At 38.4% G+C, this 17,759-nt stretch carries 21 protein-coding genes and 2 pseudogenes; 1 reads left to right on the top strand and 22 read right to left on the bottom strand.

Translation table 11 applies throughout. The features are described from left to right. Nucleotides 1-15: 15 nt before the first annotated feature. The 19 genes and pseudogenes from tnpA to GT508_RS14995 all read right to left on the bottom strand — a co-directional run. A pseudogene (tnpA, locus tag GT508_RS00665) lies at nt 16-422 on the bottom strand (IS200/IS605 family transposase). An 80-nt stretch (nt 423-502) separates the two neighbouring features. After that, nucleotides 503-1,060: a chromate transporter gene (locus GT508_RS00670; protein WP_028086087.1), complete on the bottom strand. Its 558-nt coding sequence runs from the start codon at nt 1,058-1,060 to the stop codon at nt 503-505. Continuing rightward, the gene (locus GT508_RS00675; protein WP_028086086.1) at nt 1,057-1,623 is read right to left on the bottom strand and encodes a chromate transporter; all 567 of its coding nucleotides are present in this window, start codon (nt 1,621-1,623) and stop codon (nt 1,057-1,059) included. Before GT508_RS00675 ends, GT508_RS00670 begins: the two co-directional genes overlap by 4 nt. 528 nt (nt 1,624-2,151) lie before the next feature. Continuing rightward, nucleotides 2,152-2,412 (bottom strand): hypothetical protein, encoded by a 261-nt coding sequence (locus GT508_RS14855; protein ID WP_028086084.1) that lies wholly within the window; start codon nt 2,410-2,412, stop codon nt 2,152-2,154. Between the two features lie 2 nt (nt 2,413-2,414). Next, nucleotides 2,415-2,837: a hypothetical protein gene (locus tag GT508_RS14860; protein ID WP_028086083.1), complete on the bottom strand. Its 423-nt coding sequence runs from the start codon at nt 2,835-2,837 to the stop codon at nt 2,415-2,417. 9 nt (nt 2,838-2,846) lie between these two features. Next, a complete protein-coding gene (locus GT508_RS00690; RefSeq protein WP_028086082.1) occupies nt 2,847-3,287 on the bottom strand; it encodes a DUF4869 domain-containing protein in 441 nt (146 codons plus the stop codon). Nucleotides 3,288-3,639: 352 nt separating this feature from the next. Beyond that, nucleotides 3,640-5,064: a DUF4367 domain-containing protein gene (locus tag GT508_RS00695; RefSeq protein WP_227097430.1), complete on the bottom strand. Its 1,425-nt coding sequence runs from the start codon at nt 5,062-5,064 to the stop codon at nt 3,640-3,642. A gap of 11 nt (nt 5,065-5,075) precedes the next feature. Then, on the bottom strand, nt 5,076-5,573 hold the full coding sequence (locus tag GT508_RS00700) for a sigma-70 family RNA polymerase sigma factor (protein WP_117605803.1): 498 nt from the start codon (nt 5,571-5,573) through the stop codon (nt 5,076-5,078). A gap of 912 nt (nt 5,574-6,485) precedes the next feature. Continuing rightward, nucleotides 6,486-7,127 carry a hypothetical protein gene (locus GT508_RS00705; RefSeq protein ID WP_118224236.1) on the bottom strand — a complete coding sequence of 214 codons (642 nt, stop codon included), beginning with the start codon at nt 7,125-7,127 and terminating at the stop codon, nt 6,486-6,488. A 58-nt stretch (nt 7,128-7,185) separates the two neighbouring features. Then, nucleotides 7,186-7,311 carry a hypothetical protein gene (locus tag GT508_RS14785; RefSeq protein WP_264292901.1) on the bottom strand — a complete coding sequence of 42 codons (126 nt, stop codon included), beginning with the start codon at nt 7,309-7,311 and terminating at the stop codon, nt 7,186-7,188. A 26-nt stretch (nt 7,312-7,337) separates the two neighbouring features. Then, nucleotides 7,338-7,784: an ATP-binding protein gene (locus GT508_RS00710; protein WP_264292902.1), complete on the bottom strand. Its 447-nt coding sequence runs from the start codon at nt 7,782-7,784 to the stop codon at nt 7,338-7,340. A gap of 140 nt (nt 7,785-7,924) precedes the next feature. Next, complete coding sequence (locus GT508_RS00715) at nt 7,925-8,557, bottom strand: SdpI family protein (RefSeq protein WP_161143358.1); 633 nt, start codon at nt 8,555-8,557, stop codon at nt 7,925-7,927. After that, nucleotides 8,541-8,825 carry an autorepressor SdpR family transcription factor gene (locus GT508_RS00720; protein WP_023923479.1) on the bottom strand — a complete coding sequence of 95 codons (285 nt, stop codon included), beginning with the start codon at nt 8,823-8,825 and terminating at the stop codon, nt 8,541-8,543. The genes GT508_RS00715 and GT508_RS00720 overlap by 17 nt, the downstream gene beginning before the upstream one ends. Nucleotides 8,826-9,009: 184 nt before the next feature. Beyond that, a complete protein-coding gene (locus GT508_RS00725; RefSeq protein WP_161143359.1) occupies nt 9,010-9,924 on the bottom strand; it encodes a C39 family peptidase in 915 nt (304 codons plus the stop codon). Nucleotides 9,925-10,051: 127 nt separating this feature from the next. Beyond that, a complete protein-coding gene (locus GT508_RS00730) occupies nt 10,052-10,981 on the bottom strand; it encodes a hypothetical protein (protein ID WP_161143360.1) in 930 nt (309 codons plus the stop codon). Continuing rightward, nucleotides 10,959-12,380, bottom strand: a complete 1,422-nt coding sequence (locus GT508_RS00735; protein ID WP_161143361.1) for an ATP-binding protein — start codon at nt 12,378-12,380, stop codon at nt 10,959-10,961. Before GT508_RS00735 ends, GT508_RS00730 begins: the two co-directional genes overlap by 23 nt. Next, the gene (locus GT508_RS00740; protein WP_023923471.1) at nt 12,377-13,036 is read right to left on the bottom strand and encodes a response regulator transcription factor; all 660 of its coding nucleotides are present in this window, start codon (nt 13,034-13,036) and stop codon (nt 12,377-12,379) included. Before GT508_RS00740 ends, GT508_RS00735 begins: the two co-directional genes overlap by 4 nt. A 122-nt stretch (nt 13,037-13,158) precedes the next feature. Beyond that, nucleotides 13,159-13,959 carry a CPBP family intramembrane glutamic endopeptidase gene (locus GT508_RS00745; RefSeq protein WP_161143362.1) on the bottom strand — a complete coding sequence of 267 codons (801 nt, stop codon included), beginning with the start codon at nt 13,957-13,959 and terminating at the stop codon, nt 13,159-13,161. Between the two features lie 177 nt (nt 13,960-14,136). Then, nucleotides 14,137-14,301: pseudogene (locus GT508_RS14995) on the bottom strand (chromate transporter); the annotation flags it as partial. 251 nt (nt 14,302-14,552) lie between these two features. Here GT508_RS14995 and GT508_RS00755 point away from each other — a divergent pair. Beyond that, on the top strand, nt 14,553-15,662 hold the full coding sequence (locus GT508_RS00755) for a methionine synthase (RefSeq protein WP_161143363.1): 1,110 nt from the start codon (nt 14,553-14,555) through the stop codon (nt 15,660-15,662). Nucleotides 15,663-15,798: 136 nt separating this feature from the next. Here the strand turns inward: GT508_RS00755 and GT508_RS00760 are convergent, their stop codons facing one another. The 3 genes from GT508_RS00760 to GT508_RS00770 form a co-directional block, all read right to left on the bottom strand. Continuing rightward, on the bottom strand, nt 15,799-15,975 hold the full coding sequence (locus tag GT508_RS00760; RefSeq protein WP_161143364.1) for a hypothetical protein: 177 nt from the start codon (nt 15,973-15,975) through the stop codon (nt 15,799-15,801). A gap of 73 nt (nt 15,976-16,048) precedes the next feature. Further along, nucleotides 16,049-17,548, bottom strand: coding sequence for an HD domain-containing phosphohydrolase (locus GT508_RS00765; RefSeq protein ID WP_055282277.1), 1,500 nt, complete (start codon nt 17,546-17,548; stop codon nt 16,049-16,051). Continuing rightward, nucleotides 17,541-17,729, bottom strand: a complete 189-nt coding sequence (locus tag GT508_RS00770) for a hypothetical protein (RefSeq protein ID WP_330576865.1) — start codon at nt 17,727-17,729, stop codon at nt 17,541-17,543. Before GT508_RS00770 ends, GT508_RS00765 begins: the two co-directional genes overlap by 8 nt. Between the last annotated feature and the right edge of the window lie 30 nt (nt 17,730-17,759).

Here is a 17,759-nt window from a genome sequence, read left to right on the forward strand (position 1 = left end):
ACTGTCGCCACCTTCCTACCCTTGATTTTCTATATATTTTCTCAACATCTCTTCTGAAACATTTCCTACACTGCAGACAAAATATCCGTCCGTCCAAAAAGTATGTTCTTTCCAGAAATGTTTTCGTAGATAATCCGGATATCTTTTCCAAATATGATATGTTGTATAATTCTTCATCAGATTTACTATTTTACTGATAGACATTGTTGGTTCTGTTTCTATCATGTAATGAATATGATCTTTATCTGTCTCCATATATCTGATAATGACTTTATGCTTTTGACATATCTCATAAGAAAACTGCTTTATATCATCTGATATTTGTTTTGACATCAGCAATTTCTTTCTATACTCTTGCATACGGAAATAATATGATACTGTAACAAATATTTGTGTCTGTTTTTTGATTTCCACGTTCCCATAACGCAAGTGTAGCACAAACCTCCGCTTCCGGCTACCTTACCCCACCGTCTAAAGCCAGTGGGATTGCGGTAGCCCGATTTCAAATGAGTGACATTCCCACTTTCATCACTCCGGCCATAACCATCACCCATATTGGATTCATTTTCACTTTCCGAAGTAATATCATGCAGACTGCAAAAATCACTACCAGACTCCACTTCGTCCCCGCAAGTGCGATCTGATCCCTGCTTCCCCAGAATGCCGTGATCATGATTGCGATCCCTGCTGATGCGATCATCGCCACAACGGCAGGTCTTAAAGACCCCAGCACGCCTTGCAGTACCTCCATACTGCGATATTTTAAATAGAGTTTTGCAATGACAGTTACGATAATACATGAGGGCAGAATGCATCCAAATGTTGCCGCCAGCGCACCCGGTATTCCCGCAATCTTGATTCCGACAAAGGTTGCCGAATTTACCGCGATCGGTCCCGGTGTCATCTGGGAGATTGTAATAAGATCCGTAAATTCCGACATACTAAGCCAATGATGTCCCGTCACAACCTGTCCCTGTATCAAAGGCATCGCCGCATAACCGCCGCCAAAGCTGAACATCCCAACCTGTAAAAAACTAAAAAAAAGCTGCAGATATATCATTTGCCTGCCCCTTTCCTGTTCATACATGTGCGTAAAACCCCCAGCAATCCACATATGATCACAATATACACAACATTTACCTCAAATACACAGGATGCTACAAATGCCCCTGCCATGATCAGCAGTGAGATTCCGTCCTTTTCCTTCACTATGCCTGCTCCCATCTCATACGTCACCGATGCAATCACCGCTCCGACTCCCGCCTGCATGCCTTCCAGCATCTGACTTACCAGTTCATTACTACGAAATGTATTATAACAAACCGAAAGTAACGATATAATAACAAATGGCGGAATAATTGTTCCAATGATCGATACCAGTACACCGGTAATTCCCGCAAGCTTATATCCTACGACAATCGATCCGTTTATCGCAATCGCCCCGGGTGAAGACTGTGCGATCGCAACCAGATCCAGCATTTCTTTCTCTTCGATCCAGTGAAGCTCATCTACGAATTTCTTCTTCATCAAACTCACGATCACGTAGCCACCGCCGAATGTAAATGCGCTTAAATATAATGTTGAAATGAATATCTTCCATAAGACTTTTTTTCTGCTGTTCATATTCGATTTCCTTTTTCTCCTGTGATTTCAACTCTAATGTAACACATGTCATAACTGATCTTTTTTGCTACTCTTCCTTATTACCTTTATGTGTTGTAATGATTAATGATATTAATTCAATAGTTGAACCAATACTACAGGTAACACCAATGAGCATAATAAAACTAAAATAATGATTTATATACACATATCCAGATACCAGCATCGTTATAATACTACAAAATAATAGCCATATATATTTTTTCATTAATTGCTTATAACTCATAACCATTCCTTCCTATAATGTCAAGCCCTAAATCATTGATTTTATGGGCTTTTCTTTAAATATTTTCCTCATAAAACAGAGCTAAATTCCCCGGCAGTCTACTTCTTCGATATTCAGTTATTCTGTTGGAAACATTGCTGTCTCCAGCTTGTTTCTTTCGGTTTCAGACAGCTCATACGTCCCGGAATCGAACCTTTTCGACACTGCGCAAACGCCCATAGAAAGGAGGTTTGCGCCATATCTGCTTCATTTGTACAATTTTTTCATAGGATTTCTCTGACACTGCTTAGAATCATTCTTTTATTCTTTTCATGCAGATAAACTGGATTTAGCTTACTTTTCTGGTACTTCATATATGTTCCATCAGTCTTCTCTATCAATAGATTGGTGAAAAATCTTTCCCAGCTAAAATATTTTTGACTTTCTATATATTTTTCTGGTTCTTTTAGAATCTCCATAATTTCTTTTTCTTGAACCACACCTGCATTCAATATCATCCATTCAAATGATTCCGGTAAATACATTTTTATATTCTTTTTGTATTCTGATATTTTCCAGATGAATGCAGTCCGTAGATTTCTTCTACGCTATATGGCAGATTATACAAATTTTCTCTCGTAATCAAAACAAAATAATTATCTGATTCTCGAACAGCCTTGGCAAATTGCTCTGTTTTTATGAATGCATTTTCTTCATCTATAAATATAATATTTCCTGAAATATTGTGTAAAATGATCTGCCAGTCAATTCCTTCCAATACTCTGCATGGCACATCACACACTAACTCTATCCCACTGGAATTCCCAAGGTTGGTAAACTGACGGATCATATTAATCAACGTTGTTTTTCCCGTTGCACTGTCACCTTTTATAATTGTAATATTCCTTTTTATTTCAAATTCATAATGCAATCTGTTATTTTTTATAACAACTTTATGTTTTCCCTTCATGCCTATCCCCTATACATATTGTCCGGCAATTTTTATAAAATCCAGCATATCATGAACTACTTCCCCTGTATTTAATATTTTTGCCTCAAATGAATCCTCTCCAAAATTCATGATATGATTTAAATTAATCGTCAGGTCTTTTCCTTGTCCAATTTTCAAAATCCACTTTGCACAATTATCCCCACATGCAGATGCATTAAATACTTTGTCTTGATCTGCAAAAGCCATTAACATCAATGTCTTAACTCCCCCAGACAAGTCTTTCGGCGATATCGGACCCAGAACAGGACTTTCTATCAAATGTACCCCCAGCACATCTGACTTATCTATATCACGAATCATTTCTATCGACAATGGATCTGTAATCCATTCGTCTTCATACACATTATCAAAGTATGTCGGCGGATGATAAATTGCATCCTTCATCTCTCCTAAAAAAATATTTAACATCGTATCGTTCCATCCTTGAATTTATATTTCTCGTAAGTTCCATTTCCGGATTCATTGTCAGTAAATATTTCGACATTCCTACTGGAACTTTTATGGTTACAGATTCCATTGTTAGCATAGACCTACAACCGTTCTTCTTATCTTTACTCACAAATTTTCTTACTCATATTATAGCTATAATTTATATTTTCTACAACCTGGATCATACAACTATATTTTTCGTGCTTTCAATCATCTCTCTTAATAGGGGCTGACCCTTTCAGTCTTGCATACCGACTTATATAAGTTATGAATCTTCAGAAAGTAGAAAAAAGCCGACACTTTGCATTCTTCGCAAAGTGTCGGCTTTTTTCTACTTTCTGATATCCACAACTCCTGCTTCCAGCATACCTTCGTTAAAATCATAGGCACCGCCTTCGCCGTCCAGATTCAGGTACATATCCGCCAGATTATCTTCATTGACGATCCATGCCATGTTGACTTGAATGCTCTCGCCCGGTTTCAGAGACGAAATATAATTACCACCATTCCCATAATCTTCTTGCACACTACTGTAGGTCATTTCTGCAGTATGCGCCACGCCGTCCCAACTCACACGGTCATATCCGTTACCGGACTGTTCCATTGCATTATAAATATGGTATTCCCCGTTTTCATGATAAATCAATGCCAGATTTCCGATATACAACATGTGCTTGATTTCCTGATCTGAATTATTTGTATACGTGACTGTTGCATAAACAAGTTTCTGATTTACATTTTCTGTCTTTACGACCTGATCTACTGTATTGACTCCATCGCCGGATTTGATACAAGAAACTTTATTCTTTACAAGTTTTCCGTTGGAATCGATCACATTTTCCCATTCTTCCGGTAAGTCTGCACCGTTAAGTAACTTCAGATTATCCGCTGTCTGAACCGAATCTACGTGGGCAGAAATTTTATCATTTACGATATTGTTTCCGTCTTTATCTTCTCCTGATGCAGATAATGTAAAATCTTCGCCAATCTTGTACACCTTTAATTTATCCTCAGATACAGACGTTACCATTTCATCGCCGGTCTCAACGTTCGGGTTGATCTCATCGCTCCAGGTATACATCTTCGCTGTTTCCATCATCTTGTCATTTTCTGTAATCTCAAGATTTTCTGCTACTTTCACAGCATCATCTTTCGATACATCATCTCCGATATAGATTGTGATCACACGGTATTTATCCGGGCATAAGAGATAGATTCTTTGGTCAAATGCACCTTTTTCAGTCTTTAAATTGTTATATTTCAGATATACACCTTCGTATTTGCCAAATGTTCTCTCCTCGGACTCGACAACATTTTTATTTTCCAGTGCCTGATTCAGATCATCATTGTCCAAAAGTACGGACGCAAAACTAAATCCACCCATACGTTTGCTTTGCGGATATTCCAGATGTGACTCGTCTACCCATTTCATGCCATCCGGAATATATCCGGTCTTGAAATCAATATCGTGAATCTGCGCCGGAAGATCTTCTAATTTATTTTCTGATGTTATCCCCGTCTTCACACTGTAATCGCCCTGTTTTTCCACATACATGCGGTACATTTTCACACCCGCATAAGCTACTGTGGAAGTTGCCAGCACGCAGACCATTGCTGCCGCTGCCACTCTTGCACCGTTCCATTTCTTCCTTTTCTTCGGAATCTGTATAATTGTGGTTCCCTGAAGCTGTCTGTCTACTTCATTTTGTATCATTACATGGATAAACTCCGGAGTCTCCGGAATATTGTTTTTCATATCCTCAAACCTCATATCGCCGCCTCACTTTCTCGCAGATTGCATCTAAGTTTTCCTCTTGCCCTGGCAAGTCGTTTCTGTACTGCACCTTCTGTAATATCCAGAATCTGTGCGATTTCCCGGATATTAAAATCCTCAATATAATACAAAATTACCGGAAGTCGCAATTCTTCTTTTAATGCATTGATTGCCTGGTACAATTCACTGTAATCAGCCTTTTCCTTTGTCATCATTATTTTTTCTGCCTTCGTCTGCTCATCCATCACATCCAACGAAGTCAGTTTACTGGATTTTCGCAAAATGGTATAACATTCATTGATCAGGATCCGAATCAGCCATGTTTTTGCATATTTGTCATTTTTCAATGTTTGAATCTTGGAAAATGCCTTTACAATCGTATCTTGAATGGCATCAGCACAGTCCTGATCACTGTATAAGATTGTCTTGGCTGTAGAATATAACTGCCTCTCGCAGTCGAGAATCAGTACTCCCAATTGCTCTTTTGTCACTTTAACACCACCTTTATATCGGCCGATTTATTTTTCTTACATAGATTAGACGCATATAGATAAAAAATGTCCCGAAAAATATGAAAAAAAAGCTGCCCTGTATCGTAAATATTGTAAGCACTTAAATTTTAGACATGGATATAAAAATCCCCGGCTGCATTTTTGCGGCCGGAGTACCTTGACAATTCACATATGATTGATTATTGATTTGAGTCGTTTACACGACGTTCGATTTCGGCTTTGACATCTTTGTTCCATATTTGCAAATAATATAATTGCCAAACTCAGCGTTAATATTCCAGATATAATTTTCTTCATAGCTGGTCTCCTCAAATGCTATGAAATCCTCCTGAACTAATGGAATAGTTAAAAGCGAGAACGAAAAGATTATGCACTATCATAAAAACATAAATAATAGATGCAATTATAGAAAATTCACAGCCATTTTTTGCAAAACATATTACACTATTTACTAAATTAAAAATTAAAAATATCGTAAATAGAAGGGTAAATGTAAAATTGTAAATACAATAATAATCTGCAATTGCGTAAATTCCTGTAGAAATAAACAATACAATGTAAATGCATTTTTTTCCCATATTCCATCTCCTTTCTTTTATTGTTTCAAATATAAACGCCTAAACATTTATTGTTAAGCAATATTAATTATTTTCACCTTCTCTCCTGATTTACATATAGCTATTATGTACTTTTTTTCTTAATAGGGTCTGACCACTTCAGTGAATATTCATATATACTCAGTAATACTAATCCTTTGACACTTCCGATGAAACCGCCTATTTCGTTAATAATTGATGCATAAATATAATACTTTTTTCATCTAAATATTTATCGGTATATAATTGTTTTTCTATTTCTTTTAAATTCATTGTCATTTTCTCTGTATTTCATTTAAAAATAAAATGGTCTTTCTGGCAATTTCTCAATTTTATATTTTGCAATTTTTTTTCTATAATTGTCTTCTAATATTTCATGATTGCCCGCCTTTTTTTCCAGTTCTAATATCCAATTTTGAAATCCTCCAGCCTGTACAAAATATCTTTCTTCAGGCCATGCTTTTAGTTCATTATAAACCGTATTTAATGCGGTCTCAAAAAATAACTTATTTCTTGTCCAACTACTGATATACACATAGTCCTCATATTCCACAATTGTTCCCTTATTTGGATTTTTAAAATATCTTTCATACCCATTTTTTATATTCTCAAATGTCACTTCACCTTGTAACGGAATATAAGCTTTTTCAATCAATTGCTGCGCAACTTGCTCGCTATAAGCTTCGTGTGTCTGCATATCCATTGTTCGACCTTCTATTTCCAAACTAGAAGGTAATACACTATAATGGCTATATAGATTTTCCACTTTATATAACGGCATATAAATCGTCCCGTCTCCTATTACTTGTAAATAGAAGCCGATTACTAACGGTCCTACTCTATTATCTATATCAAGCATACGCAATTTTCTTAATTCAGGACAATACTTCTGCCAATCATTTGTTATTTTAGTTTTATTTATTTTTGGTCGTCCCATATTTACCTCTTTTCTAAGCTATTGCAACATATTGGTTGCAATAGCTTAAATAAATTATTTAATTTGGATTAATCTCTATAATATCCTCGTTACCTAATCCTAATGGGCCTTCTTTCTTTATTTTTTCAATCTGCCTTTTTGAAAGACCCTTACCGGGATTCTTTACAAATTTGTAATCGTACACTATATTGGTATCTTTGTTATAGATGTCTAATCTCGTACTTCCTTTCTCATTGTTATTGATTCTAACTCTGCATTTTCAAGAATAAATTTTGCTATTTCCATATTCAGTTCATTATCTTCTACCAAAAGCACTTTCAGACCGGAAAGGCTTTTTGAAAAATCAACATTTTCCAGAGCATATGCTTCTTTATAATTAGAATCAAGTTCAAATGGAATTGTAACTGTAAATGTTGTTCCGACATCTAACTCACTTTCTACAGCAATATTGCCTTCCATCATTTCTGTAAGCTGTTTAGCAATCGCCATTCCGAGTCCCGTACCCATATAGCTGGTTCTTGCACAGGAATCCTCTTGTGCAAATGGTTCAAATACATGGGAAATAAAATCTTTACTCATACCACGCCCTGTATCAGAACATCTGAATTTATACGTTGCCTTCGTCCTATCGGATGAAAAAGTGCAGATTTCGTCCAGTACTTATGAAATTGTTCATTCAGGCTATATTCCTGATCATTAATCACCTGATACATATTTCCCGGTACAATATCTTTCGTTAAATTGATACTATAATATGCCCTTATTGCAGCTACAAAGGCATGTTCCAAAAGTGTACATCATATTCCTTTTTTAAATAAGAAAAAAGAATATGCATATGGGATAACGATCAACACTGCCATGATGAAAAATAACAGTATCTTAGAGTCCAGAAATCCATTGGCGATCATAGCCAGGCCACAAAAGATAAACAGTCTGGAGCTGACACGGTGTGTGCGATTCCAGTTTTCTTCACTGGACAGTGTCCATGGAATCCGAATGCCAGCACTATAGTTCTGTTTTGTTTTTGACAGATAATTGCCAATTACCAAAAGCATGAGTCCAATGATCAGATAAGTGAGCAGAGTAATATTCACATTTATTCCAAGAGCAATAGCATAGCTAGAGCACACAACAATCGGGGAAAGTGCAGCCATGAACCACACAAGTGCCCGGATCAGCTTCGGACTGATGTTCTGGCGTTTTGGATCAACATGGGTGAAAAGAAAGCAAAACCACATCATTGCAAACATAAAAAGCGGAAGTCCGAAAACGGTAATTGCCTTGCTGCTCCAGCCATCTGGAGTATTTCCAGTGGAAAAATGGGTAGGGAGCTTTGTCGGAAGCTGATTCCACAAAAGCAATCCGATCAAGATTGGGCTTAAAGAAAGAAGGCTGCCAAGTAACAAAGACCATTTATATTTTTTCATCATGAGATTCGTCTCCTTTCAAGTCTTTTAACCATAGAAGTAATTCTTCTACAACGGAAGTATTCAAATCATAGTAAATAAAATTCTTTTCTTTTGTTTCCCATATCAGATCAGCCTTTTTCAAAATCTTTAGATGATAGGAAACAGTAGCACCGGTCATATGAAAATGACTACCAATTTCTCCGGCGGACATTCGGCCATTCTTTAATAACTGTAAGATTTCTCGGCGTGCAGGATCGGACAAGGCCTTAAAAGTATCTGCAAAAGCCATAGCATCACTTCTTTCAAAAGTATTTAGAAATATTTCTAAATATAATATATTCTGACGAAGCAGAATTGTCAACAACTATTTAGAAAAATATCTAAATTCTAAAATCCTTGTGTTTCAATCGCTGCTATATGAAAAATATGGTAGTATCACTGTTCAAAAGCTGTTCAACATCTGGCTTTTCCCTTCAGTTATACATGGCCCATAGATTCCGCATCTGTCTGCTCAACTGCTCATATGACCATCTTTTTTTACTGTTTGTGCGACTGTTGCTGTCATTGATGATAAAACCGTCCCTGTCATATCCGATTATCGTTATAAAATGGCCGGAATCTGTAAAATCTCCGGGTCCTACATTGATGATGATCAGACATCCCTCATCCAGTTTTGCCTTTATTCTGTCCTCATCCATCGGCACTTCCTCAGCATGAATCCCATAATGTTCACAACCTTCACTAATCAGTGTCCAGCTGCTACCTGATCCCGGCACACTGTATCCGGCACTCTCTGCGTATTCTGCTACAGATGCCGGTGTAACCGTTTTATCTCCGGTCAGATACAAAACGACCATTGCCAGATTCGTCGGTCCGCAGCCGGTGTAGCCGAGGAGACCTCCACTGTACGGCATATACCCCCAGCGTTCATCCCACTGCAATAGAAGCGGTACTGTATCGTTTTTGGCTTCTTGTGACAGATCAATCGTTTGCTTTTTATCCTTCATTTCCGGATAATCATAGACAAAATCTATTGTCTCATTATTTTTTTCTGCCAATTCCTTAAGCTGGTCAGGATACTCATCACTTTCTTCTATACTATGCAGCTTGTCTTCCTGTGTCAGCACATCTGCTTTTCCGAATACTCCCCATGTTTTTTCCGTATTTGTCCGTGTCTTTCCTCCCTGTCCACTGTATGACTGTTCTGCATCCTCCATCCTGTCACTGTCATCCACCCGAAGCAGATCTGCTGTTTTCTGCACAGCAAACAGAACCAGAAAACACAGTACTGCCATGCGAAGAGCGACTCTTATACATTGTTTTCTTCTTTTTCGTTTTTTTATCCTGTAAAGTTGTTTTCTCCTTGCATCTGTCATTGGTTCTTTCATAAAAAATGCCTCCTGCTATACCGTATATCCACAGTATAGCAGGAGGTTATCTCCATCCTGTCGCAAAGTTGTGTCTGAGTTGTCAAATCGCAGTGGAGCCGTACCAGACTCCATAAAATGTACAGCTCTATTCCCCGTAAAAGCATATATATATTTCACCATATACATCTCGGGAGGTTTTACTTTTCGCATACCCGGTATCTTCGCTATAGTACTGATACTCCATATGCAGCGCATTGTCCTGCGTTACACAAGAAAAACCATACGCATATTCAAAGTCCATCTTTCCTGCCTGACGCATCATGTCTCCGGCATAAGGCTCGTACAACATCTCGGGTGTTCCAAACTTCAAATCTATTCCATATACTTTTTCAAGCACTGCTGCTGTGGCTTCACACCAGGTCTCATCAGGCTCTATACCTGCTATGCCAAACTGTACGGTAACCGGCAGCCCAGTCACAGCATCAATGGTGATCTCCACAAACTGATCATAGATATAACCTGAGTCCACCCATACAGACAATTGCTGATCCTCCGGCGACACCATAAAATCCGGTGGCTCCATCTGAATATAGGTACAGTCTCTCTCCAACTGTGCGTCCCCACTTTCTGTCAGCCTGTCCTGATACTGCAGATTCCCATCATTTCCTGAACCGAACACCGGCGCGTCCGTATCATTACGCTCCACCGTACTCAAAAGTCCGTATTCTTCCAGCATATCCGCATATGCTATCAGAAATTTCTTTATCGTCCTCTGAGCCTGTTCGCAGGAAAGCTCCGTGTCAAGAGGATCACGTACGTTTATATACATATCTGCACCACTTATAAATATCTGCTCTACCAGCTTTTCTACTCTGGCAATCCGGGTCTTTGTATCCATCGTATAGGTATATGGCGATACATCTCCATTATCCATTCTCCCTGTGGCAGTTGCCAGTTTCTTTGCCTTTGTATTCAGAAGAAGCTTGGGGACGAACATTCCCGTCAGTGCAATCAAAAACGCCAGTGTCACGGTAAGAAGGATATACCGTACTTTAATCCTCCTCTTCTTCATCATCCGCCTCCTTTGCTAACATAAACGATACACAGGTTCCCTGTCCGGCCACACTCTCATAAACAAGCTCTGTCTGATGCAGCTTTGCGATTTTTACTGCCAGTGCAAGGCCAAGACCTGCGCCGTGTTCCTTCCGCGAGCGTGATTTGTCCACCATATAAAAAGCCTCAGTGATCTTTTGCAGATCTTCTTTCGGGATTCCCCGTCCGTAATCACGAATGGAAATCATATACTGTTCTTTTTCACAGCTTCCCTGTATATTTATCCGGTCCGTACCCGATTTTAAGGCATTATCCATCAGATTCAATAAAAGTGTCTTAAAAAGATCATATTCCAGACGTACCCAGGCTGATTCTGTCTGAAGCTGCACCCGAACATTTCTTTTTTCTGCTGTCGGTTGGATCGTTTCCACAGCATCTGCAATAACCTCATCAATCCTGGCTTCTTCCAGCTGAAAATTAGATTGCGACAGCGTAACAAGCTCCATCAGCTTAAAGGAAAGCGCCTCCAGACGCATGCCTTCATTCATAATGATTCCGGCCAGTTGATGTACTTCCTCCGGCGACAGAGTCTTCTGATACAACGTATCGGCATATCCTATGATTGACGTCATCGGTGTTTTCAGCTCATGGGCAAAGTTTGCTGTAAACTCCTCCTGTCTTCTGACCGCATCCTTCAGCTCTTCCATCTTGCTTTCTATCGTCTTTGCCATATAATTAAATGTTTTTGACAGATCCCCTATTTCGTCCCGGCTACTGATCTCTGCTCGTACATCATACTCTCCTTTAGCAAATCTCCGGGTTGTGCCTTGCAGTCTGTGCAATGGCTTTGTTAAGGTAAAGGTAATCACAAGCACCAAAAATGAACCGGTAGCAAGAATGCACCAGTAAAAGAATTCACAGCGCCTGCGCAGTGTATCCGCATCCTGAAACAGTTCTTTTACATTTTTCTCTGTAACCAGCACAAAGCTGTTGGTATCGAGTGTAAAACTGCTTCTAACCTGCAGATATCTGTCTTTTTCTGTTTCCCGTATCTCGTATTCCAGTATTCCCGTCGCCGGTATTCTGTCCGAAGGATTGATCTTACAGGAATTATAATACACTGTCTCATCTCTCCCTGACTGGCTGTTCTGACTGGCAAAAAACAAACCACTTTGAGCACCAAGAGGCGTTTCTGCCGATTTTGCGATATTTTCCATATTGGACGTTGTGTAATCGTCCGTAATGCCAAGTAGCACTGTCTGGATCGAATATTTGGCCATCTGATGTTGGGAGAGTGCGGTATTTTCTTCCCGCTGCAATGCATGCTCCAGACTGTACGATACCGTCAGGTACTCTATGGTTGCCAAAGATACCGTCAGCACCAGCAGCATGCTTAAAAATATCTTATAGAAAAATTTCACTGATGAACCTCCAGCCGGTATCCGATGCGAAATACTGTCACAATCCGGTCATTCCAATCCAGTTTTTTACGCAGACGCTGGATATGAGAATCCAGCGTTCTGGTCTCACCACTGTATTCTTCCTCCCAGACTGCTTCGTACAGTCTGGCACGGCTCAAAGCCACATTTTTGTTCCCAACCAACTCCATCAGAAGATCAAATTCTTTCACAGTCAGATTGATCTGATGCCCATCTTTAAATACCTGGCGGGATACCGGATCAAGCGTCACATCATCTATCGTAATCTTATCCTGTATCCGCTTTGTACGGCGAAGTACCGTCTCTACACGTGCCAAAAGCTCTCCAATCTGAAACGGCTTACTTAAATAATCATCCGCACCCATACGAAGTCCCCGGATGCGGTCTTTGACCTGTCCCATAGCAGAAATAATGATGACCGGTGTTCCGACAGTTACGATATATTCCAGCAGTTCGTAGCCGCTAATTTGGGGCAGCATCAAATCCAGAAGAATCAAATCATATACTTTTTCCTCAATACAGTCAGCTCCGATCTGCCCATCAAGTGCACATTCACAGTGATAGCCTTCTGCGGTCAGCGTTGACTCGATCAGACGGCTAATCTGGGTATCATCTTCTATAACCAATACAGAGATCATTTATTTTCTTTCTCCTTATCGTTTTCTTATCTTTTACATATGGTAATAATTTTATCACAAAGTTGTGTCAGACTTGTTTCCTGCTTACAACTTCCTTTATTCATTCTCTTCTCCAAAGTAAATTAGGATTTATATATTTTACCATTTTTCTTATTTGCCATTATAAATCCAACCATAAAAATCAAATTCATAAGAAGTACAATTATGCTACCTTCAATTTTACAACTACCACCAGACAGAATTGAATTACCACTAATTACCATGTTAAATAAATGTGGATAATCTTCTGCCAAAGATACTCCTCCCAAAATAATTGCACCAACACCATTCCATAAAAAATGAATTACAATCGGAGCAATTAAGGAATCTGTATATTCCAAAACTGCCGTCACAAAAAGACTCATTGTTATGACATTAAGCACTGGAAGAATTCCCGCCTCAAAAGCACCACCATGTGCAAATGTAAATAAGCCAGTAGATACAATAACAGCAATACCTATATTGCAGTTGCTTTTTAACATCTGATATAAATAACCACGAACCAACATTTCTTGCATAACAGTATTGAGAAAAGCCGATATCATCCACAACCATAGCATAGAGATTTGATTTCTACCATCTATATGTACAACTCCTATTATAGCTAATATTCCAACAGATACGCCTAACCAAACTGCTCCTGTTACACATCCTAATATGATATTATTAACCAGTTTTCCAGTCAAATGTAAGCGTGTCTTTCTTTTATCTATCAGCCAAAAGATAAGCGTTAGCGCAATAATAGATACAAGCGGTATTAATTCTGCCCAAAATCTCCAGATTACCGCACTAGCTGTATTCGGTATAGGTATAACTGATACACATATTGCCCAACCAACAAAAAAGATAATCGTTTTTATTGATACTGATACTAATTTCTTCATGTAATAACCTCCCTGTAAAGTCCCGATGTCTCAGTTTCAAAAACTGAAATTTGCTTAACTATTATTTAGAATAAATCATATATGTTCAACGCACAAGAAAAAAGTATGCAAGACTTTCACATCTCCACATACCCTTTTCCGCACTGTACCCTTAATAGGGTCTGACCCAGTGAATACGATCGCAACCAAATCCAGCATTTCTTTCTCTTCGATCCAGTGAAGCTCATCTACGAATTTCTTCTTCATAAAACTTACGATCACGTAGCCACCGCCGAATGTAAATGCCCTTAAATATAATGTTGAAATGAATATCTTCCATAAGACTTTTTTTCTGCTGTTCATATTCGATTTCCTTTTTCTCCTGTGATTTCAACTCTAATGTAACACATGTCATATTTATATTATACACTTTTTAAGATAATAAAAATTTTTAAATATCCACAAACAGCAATTTTGATCTTCTTTTTCATATGATATAGTTTAAACCTATACCAAACCCACAATTTTAAGTATTATGCAAAAACTATTACATCTGGCATAATAAAATCATCAACTAAGCAAAGACAAATAATCAAAAAATCGGAGGTTTTCATATGATAAAAGACACATTAACTTATGACATCGTAGGTTCTTTTTTACGGCCTGCAGAAATTAAAGAAGCACGTAAAGCTTATAAAGACGGTAAGATTTCAAAAGAAGAATTAACACAAGCCGAAGATCTTGCAATCGCATCACTGGTAGAAAAGGAAGTGGCACACGGTTTGAAATATGTAACAGACGGAGAATTCCGCCGCAGGTGGTGGCATTTGGACTGGCTCAAAGAATTTGATGGATTCGATACCATTCATTTCACAAAAGAAATCAATGGAACCAGTAATGAAATTGAGCTTGGAACCGTTACCGGTAAGTTCTTCTATGATAAGACCAAGGCACACCCGGAGCTTCGTGCGTGGGACTATCTTCATTCTCTGGCACAAAAATATGACGGTATTACGGCTAAAAAATGTATTTCCGGTCCGAATATGATCCTGATTGATCACTTCCTTCAGCTTGGTAATAAAGAGACACCTTATTACGGAATAGAGATCCATGCACTGATCGATGATATTGCAAAAGCTTATCAGGATGCAATTTTAGATTTCTATGACCATGGCTGCCGTTATCTTCAGATTGATGATACATCATGGACTTATCTCATCGATGAGAACTTCCAGAAAAAGATAACTGCTCTTGGATATACAAAAGGACAGATTCTGAACTGGTTCCAGCTTGTATCAACAAAAGCTCTAGAACACAAACCGGAAGATTTCTTTATTGCAACACATTTCTGTAAAGGAAACTTCAAGGGAAATCCACTGTTCCATGGATTTTACGATTCCGTTGCCCCGGTAATCGCTGAAATTCCGTATGACGCATTCTTCGTAGAATACGACGATGCCCGTTCCGGTTCCTTTGCTCCATGGTCTGTCCTGAAAGATAAGGATGCTATCTTTGTCGCAGGATTAATCTCTACCAAGAACCCGCTTCTGGAAGATCATGATTTTCTTAAAAAACGTTATGCCGAAGCCCGCTCCGTAGTCGGAGAGCAGATCGCACTTTCTCCGCAATGTGGCTTTGCTTCCGTTGAAGAGGGCAACTGTATTGATGAAGAGACACAGTGGAAGAAGATTGATCTTCTGGTATCTTGTCAGGATTTTCTGTAAAAACGCAAGAGAAGCTGCCAGTGGCAGCTTCTTTCAAATGCATGGCAATCAAAAGCAGTGCTTCTTTACTTCTTTACATAGTAAGAAGCCAGCTATTCATAACTTCCTTCTATATTCCCGCATTTCATACTATTTTTCAAATGGAATACAATTCCGCATCTTTATTATCAAAATGACAATATATAGCCTTTTTACCATCAACCTCACAGTCATACCAATTATATTCAATTCCATTTTCCCTCAGGAAATTTTCAAAATCCTTAACCTTCCCGCTGTTAACGATCCCTTGCAATACTGATTTATTCATTTTCATTTTATTCTTTCCTATAAAACAAAGGTTTGCCATAACAGAATATGCCGCATTCCCTCCACTGCTTTGCATTTTTCTATTTTACAGTGTCAAAATATCCAACAATTCCTATATATCCATCTTTCTTTAAAGGCGACCACAACGTATGCAGTTTCAGATGATACATCTGACTGTCGTTCTTCACCTTCGCTTTTATCTGCAATGTGATTTCATTATTTTGTACAGATGTCTGATTTAACAAAAATCTAATGTGTTGAATGTCTTCCATGCTCACTTCGAACACATTGAATATATCAAATTTAGGATCATCTCTCTGACAAAGTATCTGTTGCTCCTCGTTTATTATGATTAGCTGCCCTGAAATTGCATTATACTCGATAGAATTTTTGCCACTGTGCGATCTGAAAAAATCTATCTTTTCCTGCATAATTTTAACGACATTCTGCGAATAGTTTTTGTTCGGCAAAGATTTTTCACTGAGTATTTCATTCGAAAGTCTCTGCGCCTCATAATAATATTTATTACTATCCATCTCTTTGCTGAGCATTTTTGAAAACTGAAGGCTCAATTCTTCCAAACACTTGAGAAGGATCGGATTAAACTGTCCGCATTGCCCGTCCAGGATCATCTTGATTGCCGTATCATGATCAAATGCTTTCTTATAACATCTTTCACTGGTAAGAGCATCATAAACATCCACAATAGACACCACCTGTGCAGAGATTGGTATTTCTTCTCCTTTCAGGCCATCCGGATATCCATTTCCATCCCATCTTTCATGATGCCATCTGCAGATTTCCCATGCGGTATGCACCAGTGGATGATTTTGCAAAAAATGCATGTCCCGGATCATGGATGCTCCAATCTCACTATGGGTTTTCATAATTTTAAATTCTTCATCGGTCAGTCTTCCGGGTTTATTCAGTATTTCTTCCGGAATGCGTATTTTACCAATATCATGAAGCGAAGATGCAGTTGTAATTATAGCAATATCAGTCTCCGTCAGATGATATGCATCCGTTGTTTTTACCAGTTGCCTCAGCATCATTTCCGTCGCAGTACGGATATGTAAAATATGTTCGCTACTCTCACTGTTGCGTGATCCTAATACATTGCTCAGAATCCTGATCATAATATTATTATTTTCTTCTTTTTCATAAACCTGATCAACGACCACATTGATCAGGCGCTTTTGATTTGCATATAGCCCCAAAGTATTTTGAACTCTCTTTTTTACGATAACAGAGTCAAATGGCCGTGTAATATAATCTGTGATTCCCATCTCATATGCTTTACGCATAGTCTCAACAGATTCTTCCGAAGATATCATAATTACAGGAGTTTCTTCAATGCATTGGCTTAGTTTCATCCATTTCAGGACTTCAAATCCATCCATCTGTGGCATGTTGATGTCTAAAAGCATCAGATCGATTCCCGGATTCTCTTCCATAATCTGGACTGCCTGATTTCCATTTTCAGCTTCCAGATAATCATAGGTTTCTCCAAGAAATTCTTTCAATATATCCCTGTTGAACTTTGCATCATCGACAATCAGTATTTTTTGTCTTTTATTCATATTTTCTGTTTCCTTTATATTTCTTGCATAACTGTTTATTTTTATACATATAAGCATCTGCATCATCCAATAACATCTGCATTGTACACGACATATCATCGGAGGATAATGCCCATCCGCATGCATAGTCGATTGGTATTTGATTTTCATAACTATTTAATCTATCTTTTTCTCTGTACAAGGATTTCAATATTTCCTTAATTTCCGCCTA

Origin of the sequence: Dorea sp. BIOML-A1 (assembly GCF_009875615.1) — a bacterium.
Classification (GTDB): Bacteria; Bacillota; Clostridia; order Lachnospirales; family Lachnospiraceae; genus Dorea_A; species Dorea_A amylophila.

Bases quoted from the DNA above. Each gene is read 5' to 3' on its own strand.
- GT508_RS00765 (WP_055282277.1), bottom strand. From the start codon at position 17,548: ATGAATAAAAGACAAAAAATACTGATTGTCGATGATGCAAAGTTCAAC.
- GT508_RS14855 (WP_028086084.1), bottom strand. From the start codon at position 2,412: ATGTATTTACCGGAATCATTTGAATGGATGATATTGAATGCAGGTGTG.
- GT508_RS00705 (WP_118224236.1), bottom strand. From the start codon at position 7,127: ATGGGACGACCAAAAATAAATAAAACTAAAATAACAAATGATTGGCAG.
- GT508_RS00740 (WP_023923471.1), bottom strand. From the start codon at position 13,036: ATGATCTCTGTATTGGTTATAGAAGATGATACCCAGATTAGCCGTCTG.
- GT508_RS00695 (WP_227097430.1), bottom strand. From the start codon at position 5,064: ATGAAAAACAATATTCCGGAGACTCCGGAGTTTATCCATGTAATGATA.
- GT508_RS00675 (WP_028086086.1), bottom strand. From the start codon at position 1,623: ATGAACAGCAGAAAAAAAGTCTTATGGAAGATATTCATTTCAACATTA.
- GT508_RS00725 (WP_161143359.1), bottom strand. From the start codon at position 9,924: ATGAAAGAACCAATGACAGATGCAAGGAGAAAACAACTTTACAGGATA.
- GT508_RS00690 (WP_028086082.1), bottom strand. From the start codon at position 3,287: ATGTTAAATATTTTTTTAGGAGAGATGAAGGATGCAATTTATCATCCG.
- GT508_RS00755 (WP_161143363.1), top strand. From the start codon at position 14,553: ATGATAAAAGACACATTAACTTATGACATCGTAGGTTCTTTTTTACGG.
- GT508_RS14860 (WP_028086083.1), bottom strand. From the start codon at position 2,837: ATGAAGGGAAAACATAAAGTTGTTATAAAAAATAACAGATTGCATTAT.
- GT508_RS00760 (WP_161143364.1), bottom strand. From the start codon at position 15,975: ATGAAAATGAATAAATCAGTATTGCAAGGGATCGTTAACAGCGGGAAG.
- GT508_RS00730 (WP_161143360.1), bottom strand. From the start codon at position 10,981: ATGATGAAGAAGAGGAGGATTAAAGTACGGTATATCCTTCTTACCGTG.
- GT508_RS00670 (WP_028086087.1), bottom strand. From the start codon at position 1,060: ATGATATATCTGCAGCTTTTTTTTAGTTTTTTACAGGTTGGGATGTTC.
- GT508_RS00745 (WP_161143362.1), bottom strand. From the start codon at position 13,959: ATGAAGAAATTAGTATCAGTATCAATAAAAACGATTATCTTTTTTGTT.
- GT508_RS00720 (WP_023923479.1), bottom strand. From the start codon at position 8,825: ATGGCTTTTGCAGATACTTTTAAGGCCTTGTCCGATCCTGCACGCCGA.
- GT508_RS00715 (WP_161143358.1), bottom strand. From the start codon at position 8,557: ATGATGAAAAAATATAAATGGTCTTTGTTACTTGGCAGCCTTCTTTCT.